General features: G+C 66.4%; 8 protein-coding genes. 3 read left to right on the top strand and 5 right to left on the bottom strand.

The genetic code is table 11. The annotated features are described in order from the left end of the window. The first annotated feature begins 14 nt into the window (after positions 1 to 14). The 3 genes from IM708_RS06560 to IM708_RS06550 are packed head-to-tail and all read left to right on the top strand — an operon-like array spanning position 15 to position 5,228. Positions 15 to 2,753, top strand: a complete 2,739-nt coding sequence (locus IM708_RS06560) for an aminotransferase class I/II-fold pyridoxal phosphate-dependent enzyme (protein ID WP_209425540.1) — start codon at positions 15 to 17, stop codon at positions 2,751 to 2,753. Next, positions 2,750 to 4,237 (top strand): biotin carboxylase, encoded by a 1,488-nt coding sequence (locus IM708_RS06555; RefSeq protein ID WP_209425539.1) that lies wholly within the window; start codon positions 2,750 to 2,752, stop codon positions 4,235 to 4,237. The genes IM708_RS06560 and IM708_RS06555 overlap by 4 nt, the downstream gene beginning before the upstream one ends. Before the next feature lie 10 nt (positions 4,238 to 4,247). Beyond that, complete coding sequence (locus tag IM708_RS06550; RefSeq protein ID WP_209425618.1) at positions 4,248 to 5,228, top strand: C45 family peptidase; 981 nt, start codon at positions 4,248 to 4,250, stop codon at positions 5,226 to 5,228. A gap of 199 nt (positions 5,229 to 5,427) precedes the next feature. Here the strand turns inward: IM708_RS06550 and IM708_RS06545 are convergent, their stop codons facing one another. The 5 genes from IM708_RS06545 to IM708_RS06525 form a co-directional block, all read right to left on the bottom strand. Further along, on the bottom strand, positions 5,428 to 8,874 hold the full coding sequence (locus IM708_RS06545; protein WP_209425538.1) for a pyruvate carboxylase: 3,447 nt from the start codon (positions 8,872 to 8,874) through the stop codon (positions 5,428 to 5,430). A 228-nt stretch (positions 8,875 to 9,102) separates the two neighbouring features. Continuing rightward, on the bottom strand, positions 9,103 to 9,372 hold the full coding sequence (locus tag IM708_RS06540) for an usg protein (RefSeq protein WP_209425537.1): 270 nt from the start codon (positions 9,370 to 9,372) through the stop codon (positions 9,103 to 9,105). A 350-nt stretch (positions 9,373 to 9,722) separates the two neighbouring features. Beyond that, positions 9,723 to 10,712 (bottom strand): adenosine kinase, encoded by a 990-nt coding sequence (locus tag IM708_RS06535; RefSeq protein WP_209425536.1) that lies wholly within the window; start codon positions 10,710 to 10,712, stop codon positions 9,723 to 9,725. Beyond that, positions 10,709 to 11,353: an endonuclease III gene (gene nth, locus IM708_RS06530; RefSeq protein ID WP_209425535.1), complete on the bottom strand. Its 645-nt coding sequence runs from the start codon at positions 11,351 to 11,353 to the stop codon at positions 10,709 to 10,711. Before nth ends, IM708_RS06535 begins: the two co-directional genes overlap by 4 nt. A 31-nt stretch (positions 11,354 to 11,384) precedes the next feature. Beyond that, positions 11,385 to 12,665 carry an MFS transporter gene (locus IM708_RS06525; RefSeq protein WP_209425534.1) on the bottom strand — a complete coding sequence of 427 codons (1,281 nt, stop codon included), beginning with the start codon at positions 12,663 to 12,665 and terminating at the stop codon, positions 11,385 to 11,387. Between the last annotated feature and the right edge of the window lie 42 nt (positions 12,666 to 12,707).

Below are 12,707 nucleotides of genomic sequence, written 5' to 3'. Positions count from 1 at the left end.
CGGGGGAGGGCTTGATGCAGTCGGTGAACGAATACTATTCCGCAGTCCAGCTGAGGACTGATCGCTGGTCGTCCCTGCGCGAATCGCTGGGAACGCTGGCCCGAAACCCCGATGCGCGCGGCTCGGTCGGTCTGCGCAAGCGGATCGTGCAGCTTTTCGACGCGCTGACGGTGATCGAGCCCTACTGGGCGTTTCCCGGCATGGCCGCCTTCGACATGCTGCGCCGGCAGTTCGATCACGGGCATCTGGAGGCCGCGGCCTTCGCCACGCACCGGATCACCCGCGCGCTCACCTCGGGCGCGTATCGCCGGCGGCACATCCCGCTGGAACGCGACTTGGCCGACAGCGAAGATCACGAGGACGAGGCGCTGCTCTCGCCCGAAGCGCGGGCGCTGTCGAAGCCCTATTTCGAGGTGCTGATCGTCGATGACGTGAACGAGCAGCAGGAACGCTGGCTGAAGGCGAACATGACTCGCATGCGCCGGCCCGAGGACCCGTTCATCTACGAACCCGTGGTCGTGCCCTCGGTCGAGGATGCGCTGATCGCGGTGCTGTTCAACCACAACATCCAGGCGATCGTGGTGCGCCCCGGCCTGTCGCTGAAGTCGCGGACGGAACTGGCGATCCTCAAGCGCTACCTGAACCGCGCCGGCGGCGCCGAGGGGATCGAGACGCTCTCGCCCGAGGATTACGGCCCCGAGACCTGCCGCCTGATCGCCCGCGTGCGTCCCGAACTCGACGCCTATCTGATCACCGATCGCTCGGTCGAGGATATCGCCGGACACGACCTGGGCATCTGCCGGCGCGTCTTCTACAATCAGGAAGACTTCCTGGAGTTGCACCTGAACATCCTGCGCGGGGTCCAGTCGCGCTACAAGACGCCCTTCTTCACCGCGCTCGTGAACTATTCCAAGCAGCCGACAGGCGTCTTTCACGCCATGCCGATCAGCCGCGGCAAGTCGATCACCCGGTCGCACTGGATCCAGGACATGGGCGCCTTCTACGGGCCCAACATCTTTCTGGCCGAGACCTCGGCAACCTCGGGCGGGCTCGACAGCCTGCTGGAGCCGCACGGGCCGATCAAGGAATCGCAGGAACTGGCCAGCCGGGCGTTCGGCTCGCGGCAGACCTTCTTTGCCACCAACGGCACCTCGACCTGCAACAAGATCGTGGTGCAGGCGCTGGTCCATCCCGGCGACATCGTGCTGGTCGACCGCGACTGCCACAAGTCGCACCATTACGGCATGGTGCTGGCCGGCGCGCAGGTGGTCTACCTCGACAGCTATCCACTCAACGAATACTCGATGTACGGCGCCGTGCCGCTGCGCGAGATCAAGCACCAGCTTCTGGCGCTGAAAGCCGCCGGCAAGCTGGACCGGGTGCGGATGCTGCTGCTGACCAACTGCACCTTCGACGGCATCGTCTACAATGTCGAGCGCGTGATCGAGGAATGCCTGGCGATCAAGCCCGACCTGATCTTCCTGTGGGACGAGGCCTGGTTCGCCTTTGCCCGTTTTGGCCCGACCTACCGGCAGCGCACGGCGATGAACGCGGCGAACAACCTGCGCGAACGCCTGAAATCCCCCGAACAGGCCAAGGCCTGGGAAAAGCAGCAGGCAAAGATGAAGGACGCCGACGACGAAACGATCCTGAAGACCCGTCTGGTCGCGCCACCGCATGCCCGCGTGCGCATCTACGCCACGCAATCCACCCACAAGACCCTGACCGCGCTGCGACAGGGGTCGATGATCCATGTCAACGATCAGGACTTCAAGGGACAGGTCGAGCAGAGCTTCCACGAAGCCTACATGACCCACACTTCGACCTCGCCCAACTACCAGATCATCGCCAGCCTCGACGTCGGGCGCCGACAGGTGGAACTGGAAGGGTTCGAATTCGTGCAGCGCCAGGTCGAGGCGGCGATGTCGATGCGCCGCGCGATCTCGACCCATCCGCTTTTGCAGAAATACTTCAAGGTCCTGACCGCCGGCGACATGATCCCGACCGAGTTTCGCGAAAGCGGGGTCGAGAGCTATTACAGCGCCGATCAGGGCTGGACCGACATCTGGGAATGCTGGGAGAAGGACGAGTTCGTCCTCGACGCCACGCGGGTCACGGTGGCCGTCGGCGGCACGGGCTGGGATGGCGACACCTTCAAGACCCAGATCCTGATGGACAAGTACGGCATCCAGATCAACAAGACCTCGCGCAACACGGTCCTCTTCATGACCAATATCGGGACCACGCGGTCCTCGGTCGCCTACCTGATCGAGGTGCTGGTCGAGATCGCGCGCAGCCTCGACGATCTGCACGACGACGCCTCGAAGATGGAGCGCCTGTCGTTCGAGCGGCGGGTGAAGAGCCTGGTCGAGGATCTGCCCCCCCTGCCCGACTTCAGCCGCTTCCACGATGCCTTCCGCGCCGATCAGGTCACCGCCGAAGGCGACATCCGCAGCGCCTTCTTCCTCGCCTACGACGAGGACAACTGCGACTACCTGGACCTGACCGGCGCCCTGCGCACAGCGCTGGAATCAGGGCGCGAGGTCGTCTCGGCCAGCTTCATCATCCCCTACCCGCCCGGCTTTCCGATCCTCGTGCCGGGCCAGGTGGTCAGCCGAGAGATCCTCGCCTTCATGCTGGCGCTCGACGTGAACGAGATCCACGGCTACCGGCCCGACCTGGGCCTGCGGGTCTTCACCGACGAGGCGCTGGCGCGACTGGACCGCAAGGGACTGGCCGACGCGGCCGAATGACGAACAATAACAGGGAGGCAAAGATGCCCAAGAAGGAATTGCGCAACATATCCGAGATCCGGCGGTTCTTTCACCGTAACGAGGAGCCCGTCTACTTCATCTCGGCGACCAACTTCAACCTGCTCGGCCTCGATGAATGGGTCAAGAACTTCAAGTACATCTGCTACATCGACTGTTATGACGGCAAGCATCCGAACGTCTTCTGCCCGTCCGAGCAGCCGCATGCCGAGTTCCAGTCGATCGAGGACATCAACAACTACCTGCTGCAGCACAAGGAGGTCATCGACTTCATCAAGCGACGCGGCGGCAAGCCGAAATTCGTGTTCCTGATGTTCGACGAGGAGACCGAGCGGCTGTCCAAGGAACTCGGTGCCGAGGTCTGGTTCCCCAAGGCCGATCTCCGCCAACGGATGGACAACAAGATCGAGACCGTGCGCATCGGCAACAAGGCCGGCGTCCCCTCGGTCCCGAACGTGCTGGCCGAGGTGAAAAGCTACGAGGATCTGCGAAAGACCTGCGAGAAGGCCGGCATCGGCCACGACCTCGTGCTGCAATCGGCCTTTGGCGACTCAGGCCACACCACCTTCTTCATCAAGTCCGAGGCCGATTTTCGCCGCCACGAGCACGAGATCATCGGCGAGGGCGAGATCAAGATCATGAAGCGGATCGACTGCCGCGGCTCGGCGATCGAGGCCTGCGCGACCAAGGAAGGCACCATCGTCGGCCCGCTGATGACCGAGCTTGTCGGCTTCAAGGAACTGACCCCCTATCGCGGCGGCTGGTGCGGCAACGAGATATTCGCCACCGCCTTCTCGCCCAAGGTTCGCCAGCAGGCGCGCGACCTGACCTTCAAGTTCGGTGAACAGCTGCGCAAGGAAGGCTATCGCGGCTATTTCGAACTCGACTTCCTGATCGACAAGAAGACCGGCGACCTCTGGCTGGGCGAATTGAACCCGCGCATCACCGGCGCCAGTTCGATGACCAACCACGCGGCCTTCGCCCATGCCGATGCGCCGCTCTTCCTGTTCCACCTACTGGAATTCTCGAAAAAGAAGTTCAATCTGGATGTGGACGAGCTGAACGCCCGCTGGTCGGATCCGGACATGATCGACAGCTGGTCGCAGATGGTCATCAAGCACACCGAGGATTCGGTCGATATCTGCACCGATGTGCCGGAGACCGGCATCTACCGGCTGCTTGATGACGGGCGCGTCGTCTTCGACCGCTTCGACTATCACCGCCGTGCGGTCGAGTCCGAAAACGAAGCCTTCTTCCTGCGCATCCTGCGTCCCGGCGACTACCGTTACGAGGGTGCCGATATCGGCATCCTGGTCACCCGCGGCCGCTCGATGACCCAAAGCTTCCAGCTCAACGAGCGCGCGAAGAAATGGATCCACGGCATCAAGCAGGCGGTGTCGGCCAAGCCGTTGCCGATGGCCGAGGCCGGACCGGCGCTCAGCGACCCAGCCTTCAAGATCCTCTGATCCGGTGCAGCTGGTCTGGCGCGCCCTGAACGAACCCCAGCCCGGCCCGAAATGGGCCGGGCTCTTCCACGAATTCTGGCCCGACTATCACCGCTGGTGGCTGCGCGAGGGCGAGGACCCGCGCCCGACCTACTGGGAAAGCCGCAAGGCGCTGGCCGCCCACATGCCCGAGATCCTGCCGCTCTACGACCGTCTGTGCGAACTGGCCGGCGGCGGCGATCACGCGGCGCGGTTTCTCAGCTTCTACCGCCCGCCGCCCTATCTTTCGGGCTGCAGCCAGGCGATCTGGCCGGGCAAGGAGCCGGTGCTGGTGCGCAACTACGACTACCACGCGCAGGCTTTCGATGCGCTGGTCCTGCGCACCGAATGGGCGGGGCGGACGGTTCTGGGCACGTCCGACGGGCTCTGGGGGCTGGTCGACGGGATGAACGACGCAGGGTTGGCGATCTCGCTGACCTTCGGCGGGCGGCGGGTGGTGGGCGACGGCTTCGGCGTGCCGATCATCCTGCGCTACGTCCTGCAGACCTGCGAGACCGCGGCCGAGGCAGGCGCGGCGTTGGCCCGCATCCCCACGCACATGAGCTACAACGTGACCGTCGTCGACCGCCATCGCCATTTCCGCACGGTGATGATGGCCCCCGACCGGCCCGCCCGCGTGAGCCATGCCGCCGTCGCCACCAACCACCAGGACAAGGTCGAGTGGGACAGCCACGCGCGCTTCACCGCAACCGTGGAGCGTGAACGTTTCCTGCTGCAGCGCCTGACCCTGCATGTCGAACCGCAGGAAAAGTTCGTTTCCGCCTTCCTGCGCGCCCCGCTCTATTCCTCGGCCTTCACGGCAGGCTTCGGCACACTCTACACCGCCGTCTACCGGCCGCGGCTGGGCAAGATGGAACTGCGCTGGCCGCGCGCCACATGGCCGCTGGACCTGCACGATTTCCACGAGGATACGCGCGTGATCTACACGCCCGAGGCCAGCCAGCCGGCCTAGTCAAGCGGCGCGGAGGGGACCAATCCGGTCGCCACCCGGCCTACCCGGTCAGGCCGACAGGGCCCCAACCGGGGTTAATAAATGGTTTCTGAAAAAACTCTTTTCACCTTGTTTCAAGCGCTTATCCGATTGCTCAAGCTTGAGCACGCGCCCATAGCGCACCCGAACGGCAATCCCGGCCAACGCGCAAACGGACGGATCAATCCGCCGCGTCGAACTCGATCAGCAGCTCCTTCGCCTCGATCTGCGCGCCGGGCTGGACATGCACCGCCTTCACCTGCCCGGCGCGCTCGGCGTGCAGCCCGGTTTCCATCTTCATCGCCTCGATCGTCATCAACAGATCGCCCGGGCTGACCTTCTGCCCCGCCTTCACCGCGACCGACGCCACCGACCCCGGCATCGGCGCGCCGACATGCGCGGGGTTGCCCTCCTCGGCCTTGGGCCTTGCCGTGACGCTGGCCTTGGCCTTCCGGTCGGGCACCCGGATGGTCCGCGGCTGGCCGTTCAGCTCGAAGAAGACCCGCACCTCGCCGTCGTCCTGCGTCTCGCCCACCGTGATCAGGCGGATCTCCAGCGTCTTGCCGGGATCGATCTCGGCCGCGATCTCCTCGCCCGGCTCCATCCCGTAGAAGAAGTTCCAGGTCGGCAGCGTGCGCACCGGGCCGTAAAGCCGGTGCCGGCCCATGTAGTCGAGGTAGACTTTCGGATACATCAGGTAGCCGTTCAGGTCCTCGTCATCGACCTTGTAGCCCTCCAGATCCTCGATCAGCTTCGCGCGCTCGGCCTCGAGGTCGACGGGCGGCAGGTTCTTGCCCGGCCGCTCGGTCATCGGCGCCTCGCCCTTCAGCACCTTGGCGATCATGCCCTCGGGAAAGCCCCCCGGCGGTTGTCCCAGGTTGCCCCGCATCATGTCGACGACCGACTCGGGGAAGGCGATGTCCCGCTCGGGGTTCTCCACATCCGCCCGCGTCAGGCCCTGCGCCACCATCATCAGCGCCATGTCCCCCACCACCTTCGACGATGGCGTGACCTTGACGATATCGCCGAAGATCTGGTTGGCGTCGGCATAGGCGCGGGCGACTTCGGGCCAGCGCTCCTCCAGCCCCAGCGACCGCGCCTGCGCCTTGAGGTTGGTGAACTGCCCGCCCGGCATCTCGTGCAGATAGACCTCGGACGACGGCGCCTGCTGGTCGGTCTCGAACGCGCCGTAGAGGGCGCGGACGGTTTCCCAGTAATCCGAGATCTCGCGGATCGCCTCAATGTCCAGCCCGGTGTCCCGGTCGGTGTGGCGGAAGGCCTCGACCACCGATCCCAGCGTCGGCTGGCTGGTGTTGCCCGACAGCGCGTCCATCGCCGCATCGACGCAATCGACGCCCTGCTCGGCGGCGGCGACGATGGTGGCGATGGCCGCGCCCGAGGTGTCGTGGGTGTGGAAATGGATCGGCAGATCGACCGCATCCTTGAGCGCGGCAAAAAGCGACCGCGCGGCCGGGGCCTTCAGCACGCCCGCCATGTCCTTCAGCGCCAGGACATGGGCACCCGCGGCCTCCAGTTCCTTGGCCATGGACACGTAGTAGTTCAGGTCATATTTCGGCCGCGCCGGGTCCAGAAGGTCGCCGGTGTAGCAGATCGTCGCCTCGCAGATGCGGCCGGTTTCCAGCACCGCGTCGATCGCAACCCGCATGTTCTCGACCCAGTTAAGGCTGTCGAAGACGCGAAAGACGTCGATCCCGGTCTCCGCCGCCTGCCGCACGAAGAACTGCACCACGTTGTCGGGATAGTTGGTGTAGCCCACCCCGTTCGAGGCGCGCAGCAGCATCTGCGTCATCACGTTCGGCATCCGCGCGCGCAAATCGCGCAGACGCTGCCAGGGGCATTCCTGCAGGAAGCGATAGGCGACGTCGAAGGTGGCCCCCCCCCAGCATTCGACGGAGAAAAGCTGCGGCAGGTTCGCGGCATAGGCCGGCGCCACGCGGATCATGTCGATCGAGCGCATGCGCGTCGCCAGCAGCGACTGGTGGGCGTCGCGCATCGTCGTGTCGGTGATCAGCAGCTTCCGCTGCGCCTTCATCCAGTCGGCGACGGCCTTGGGCCCCTTTTCCTCCAGCAGCGTTCGCGTGCCGGCGACGGGCTCGGCGCGCTGCGCGGGCGCGACCGGGGCGCGTGGCTGCGCGGGTCGGGGCCGGCCCGCGGTCTCGGGGTGGCCGTTGACGGTGATGTCGGCAAGATAGGTCAGCACTTTCGTGCCGCGGTCGCGCCGCTTGCGAAAGATGAACAACTCCGGCGTCGTGTCGATGAAGCGCGTCGTGTAGCTGTCGTCCAGAAACGTCGGATGCTTCAGCAGGTTCTCGACGAAGGCGATGTTGGTGCTGACCCCGCGGATGCGGAATTCGCGCAACGCCCGGTCCATCCGCGCGATCGCCTCCTTCGGCGTCGGCGCCCAGGCGGTGACCTTGACCAGAAGCGAGTCGTAATAGCGCGTGATGACCCCGCCCGCATAGGCCGTCCCGCCATCGAGCCGGATGCCCATCCCGGTGGCCGAGCGGTAGGCGGTGATGCGCCCGTAGTCGGGGATGAAGTTGTTGAGCGGGTCTTCGGTCGTCACCCGGCACTGCATCGCATGGCCTCGCAGCCGGATGTCCGCTTGCGCGGGCGTGCCGGTGGCCTCGGCCAGCGTCGTGCCCTCGGCCACGCGGATCTGCGCCTTGACGATGTCGATGCCGGTCACTTCCTCGGTGACGGTATGCTCGACCTGGATGCGGGGGTTGACCTCGATGAAGTAGAAACGGTCGGTGTCCATGTCCATCAGGAACTCGACCGTGCCGGCGTTCTGGTAGCCCACCGCCTGCCCGATCTTCAGCGCCAGCGCGCAGACCTCGGCGCGCTGTTCGGGCGTCAGGTAGGGGGCCGGGGCGCGCTCGACGACCTTCTGGTTGCGGCGCTGCACGGTGCAGTCCCGCTCGAACAGGTGATAGAGCTGCCCGTGCTGGTCGCCCAGCAACTGCACCTCGACATGGCGCGCGCGCTCGATCATCTTCTCCAGATAGCCCTCGCCATTGCCGAACGCCGCTTCCGCCTCGCGCCGGCCCTCGCGGACTTTCGCCTCCAGCTCGTCCGCACCCTCAATCGCGCGCATCCCGCGCCCGCCGCCGCCGTGGCTGGCCTTCAGCATCAGCGGAAAGCCGATCTCGGCGGCCTCCCTGCGGATCGCGTCCATGTCCTCGCCCATGACCTCGGTCGCGGGGATCACCGGCACGCCGGCCTCCATTGCCACGCGCCGGGCGCTGGCCTTGTCCCCCAGCGCGCGCATGGTCTCGGCGCGCGGGCCGATGAAGGTGATGCCGGCCGCGACACAGGCATCGACCAGTTCGGGGTTTTCCGACAGCAGCCCGTAGCCCGGATGGATCGCATCGGCGCCCGCGGCCTTGGCCACGCGGATAATCTCGGGGATCGACAGATACGCTGCCACCGGTCCCAGCCCCGCGCCGATCCGGTAGGCCTCGTCGGCCTTGAACCGGTGCAGGCCCAGCTTGTCCTCTTCGGCGAATACGGCGACGGTGCGCTTGCCCAGTTCGTTGGCCGCGCGCATGACGCGGATGGCGATCTCGCCGCGATTGGCAATCAGGATCTTGCGGAAAGCGGCCATGCGGTCCCCCGGGCAAAGTGGCGGTGTCATCGGTTCTGCAGCGCGGCAGGCGCCGCCCCACTTGGCCCGTTCACCCGGGGCTTTGCAAGTCCCGCCGCCGCATTCCCTCCGCAGGGCGCTCGGGGCGGTGTCTGGAAAAATGCCCGCCCCGGTCCCGCAGCGCGGGTCAGCCATTGAGCGGGCGGCCGGCACCGCCGGTACCGGCGCCGCAGGCCGGGCGGTCGCGACTCAGTGCAACGTGAACTCACCCACCACGTTGCGCCACTCGCCGGGGGCGATCAGCTTGCGATGGGTGAAGCGCACCGAATGTAGCGGCCCCTCGATCTCGCGTTGCCAGAACTCGATGAAGCCGAAAAGCTTCGGATAGTCGGGCGCCAGATCGTATTCCTGCCAGATGTAGCTGTTGAGCACGCGCTGATAGTCCGGCATGCGGTAGTAAAGTTCGGCCGTCGTCAGGCCGTAGCCCTTGAGCATGAGTTCGGTTTCAGACTGTTCCATCGCTCGGATACCATGAAAGATGCCTCGGACTTACATATCTGCCATAGCCGTCTTAAAAATCAACAAAAACAGATTGTTGGCAATCCTGTCCGGTGGCTGCCAGCCAGATCTTCAGCGTACCACCGGCGAGGACGACGCATATTCGCGCAGCCTCGGCGATGGCGCGAGCGGCATGGGAACGGAACGCGCGCTGACCCTCGACCCCGCCCCAGCAGCGCGTGGAACGGCGCATCTGCCCGCTCGCCAAAGATTTCATTGCGGTTAACGAGGCCGATTTCGTCTGCCATTTCAATGCCTTGCGAAAACGTCCGCATGCGGACCGAAGGCTCGGCAGCGCGTCCTGCCGCGCCTCAAACCAGCTTCTCGGACCGGAACATTGCCAGCACGTTCGCCTTGGGGCGCGCGCCCAGATGGCCGATGACCTCGGACGCGGCGATGCAGCCCATCCGCGCGCTGGTTTCCAGCGAATGCCCGCCCGCCAGCCCATAGAGGAACCCCGCCGCGAACTGGTCGCCCGCCCCGGTGGCATCGACCGGCGTCACCCGCGCCACCGGCGCGGTCACCCGGTGCCCGTCATGGATCGCCACCACCGGATCGCCCGAGCGCGTGCAGATCACCATCGAACAGTCGCGCGCCGCCTGCGCCAGCGCCTCGTCCAGGTCGTTCGCCTGATAGAGCGCGACCCATTCGGACTGGTTGCCGATGACGTAATCCATATCCTCGGCCACCAGGCGGCGGAAATCGGCGCGGTGGCGGTCCACGCAGAACGGATCCGACAGCGCGATGCCCGCGCGCCCGCCCGCCCCGCGGCAGGCCCGCGCCGCCTTCAGGAACGCCTGCTTTCCGCGGTCCTTGTCGAACAGATACCCTTCCAGAAAGACCACGGCGCTGTCGGCCATCACCGCCTCGTCCACGTCCTCGGGGCCGAGGTCGGCGGAAATGCCCAGATAGGTGTTCATCGACCGCTCGCCATCGGGCGTGACGAAGATCATCGACCGCGAGGTCGGCAGGTCGCCCCCCGGCACCGGCGCATTGACGAAATCGGTGCCCGCCCGCGCGGTGTCCTGCGCGTAGAACCGCCCCAGCGCGTCGTCCTGCACCCGCCCGACAAAGGCCGTGGACAGCCCCAGCGCCCCGATCCCGGCGATGGTGTTGGCCACCGACCCGCCCGAGGCCTGCGCGCGGTCCTTCATCGCGCCGTAGAGCGTCTCGGCCCGGTCGCGCTCGATCAGCTGCATGATGCCCTTGCGGATACCCATGTGGTCCAGGAAATGGTCATCGACGGTGGAAATCACGTCGACGATGGCGTTGCCGATCCCGGCCACTTGGTACTTCTTCACAGGGACTTCTCCTCATAGGGGCAAAGATCGCGGATCGGGCAGGCGGGGCAGTTGGGCTTGCGCGCCTTGCAGATGTAGCGCCCGTGCAGGATCAGCCAGTGATGCGCGTGGCGCTGGTAGGGAGCGGGCACGTTGTCCTCGATCGCGCGCTCGACGGCGTCGGGGTCGCGGCCGGGGCAGATGCCGGTGCGGTTGCCGACGCGAAAGATATGCGTGTCCACCGCCTGCGCCGGATGCCCCCACCACATGTTCAGCACCACATTGGCGGTCTTGCGCCCCACCCCCGGCAGCGACTGGAGCGCGGCGCGCGACGACGGCACCTCGCCGCCATACTCCTCGACCAGGATGCGGCTCAGGCGGATCACGTTCTTCGCCTTATTGCGGTAAAGCCCGATGGTGCGGATATACGCGACCAGCCCCTCCTCGCCCAGTTCCAGCATCTTCTCGGGCGTGTCGGCGATCTGGAACAGCGCCCGCGTCGCCTTGTTCACGCCGACGTCCGTCGCCTGCGCGCTCAGCGCCACGGCGACCAGCAGGGTGAACGCGTTCAGGTGCTCCAGCTCGCCCTTCGGCTCGGGCTCGGCCGCGTGGAAGCGGCGGAAGATCTCGTGGATCGTATGATAATCCAGCTGGCGGGCCATGCCGGTCTCATGCACGGGCCTTGCGCGGGCGTCAATCCTCGGGTTCGCGCCCCCCTACCCGGTCGCGGCCGCCGCCATCGCGCCGCTTGCTGTTCTCGCCATTGCCCCGGCGCAACAGCCGGCCGATCAGGAACGAGGTGCGCGGCACGTAGACATAGGCCGTCCGTTCGCCCGGCGAGGGGCGCACCCACATCCGGTAGAAGCCGAAGACGACCAGGATCAGATGCGCCAGCGCGATGAAGACGAACATGCTCGCCGGCCCGAACCGGTCGATCAGGACCGAGGCGATGACCGGGCTGGCGATGGCGCCGACCGCGTAAAGGAACATCAGCGCCGCCGACAGCTCCACCCGCTCGTGCTGCGCGGCGTGGTCATGGGCATGCGCGGCCGAGACCGAATAGACCGGAAACGTCGTGAACCCGAAGAACCCCGCCGCCAGGAAGATCGCCACCACCCCCTGCTCGGCGCCCAGCACGGTCAGCCCGCAGGCCAGGATCGCCGCCACCGACAGCCAGATCAGCACCCAGCGCCGGTCGAACTTGTCAGCCAGCCACCCGATGGGGATCTGCGCCACCGCGCCGCCCAGTACATAGGCGGCGAGGAAGAGCGCGATCCGGTCGGCCTCCAACCCCACGGCCAACCCGTAAAGCGGGCCGACCATGCGAAACGCCGCCCCGGTGATACCGGTGACCACCACCCCCGTCGCCGCCAGCGGCGACATCTTCCAGGCCATCGTCGGGCGCAGGCGCGGCGCGGGGCCGGTCTCCGGCGCCTCGGCGCGGGTCAGCACCAGCGGGAACAGCGCCGCGCAGCACAGCAGCGCCAGCAGGTTGTAGGACAGGTACACCGCCGGCTCCAGCACCGCGATCAGCAGCTGCGCGCCCAGCGATCCGACGATGTCGACCACCCGGTAGACGCCCATCGCCCGGCCGCGCGTGGCGTTGGTGACCTTGGCCTGCAGCCAGGCCTCGATGATCGTGTAGCAGCCGGCGACCGCCATGCCGATGGTCACCCGCATCAGCGCCCAGGCGATCGGGTCGGTCAGCATCATGTGCGACAGGATGCCGATGGTGCCGGCGCCGATCAGCGCGGCAAAGGCGCGCGAATGACCGACCTCGCCCATCAGCCGCGGCGCCCACCAGCAGCCGATGAAGAAGCCGACGAAATGCGCCGACCCCAGAATCCCGATCTCGCCCGCCGAGAACCCCAGCACCGCGCCGGACAGCGCATCCAGCGGCGCAACGCCACCCAGGCCCAGCTGCAGCAGCACGACCGACAGGAACAGGGCGGCGAAGGATACCAGAAGGCGCATGGGCAGGGGTCCGGATTCGCTTGCACGTTGCGCCGGGGGCCG

Source organism: Pararhodobacter sp. SW119 (assembly GCF_017811755.1).
Lineage (GTDB): Bacteria > Pseudomonadota > Alphaproteobacteria > Rhodobacterales > Rhodobacteraceae > Pararhodobacter.
Note: the sequence above shows the minus strand (reverse complement) of the source record. Positions and strands in the feature narration are given on the sequence as shown.

What these genes read in the sequence shown, in the direction of transcription:
- IM708_RS06555 (WP_209425539.1), top strand. Translation starts at nt 2,750, where the DNA reads ATGACGAACAATAACAGGGAGGCAAAGATGCCCAAGAAGGAATTGCGC.
- IM708_RS06525 (WP_209425534.1), bottom strand. Translation starts at nt 12,665, where the DNA reads ATGCGCCTTCTGGTATCCTTCGCCGCCCTGTTCCTGTCGGTCGTGCTG.
- nth (WP_209425535.1), bottom strand. Translation starts at nt 11,353, where the DNA reads ATGGCCCGCCAGCTGGATTATCATACGATCCACGAGATCTTCCGCCGC.
- IM708_RS06545 (WP_209425538.1), bottom strand. Translation starts at nt 8,874, where the DNA reads ATGGCCGCTTTCCGCAAGATCCTGATTGCCAATCGCGGCGAGATCGCC.
- IM708_RS06540 (WP_209425537.1), bottom strand. Translation starts at nt 9,372, where the DNA reads ATGGAACAGTCTGAAACCGAACTCATGCTCAAGGGCTACGGCCTGACG.
- IM708_RS06560 (WP_209425540.1), top strand. Translation starts at nt 15, where the DNA reads ATGCAGTCGGTGAACGAATACTATTCCGCAGTCCAGCTGAGGACTGAT.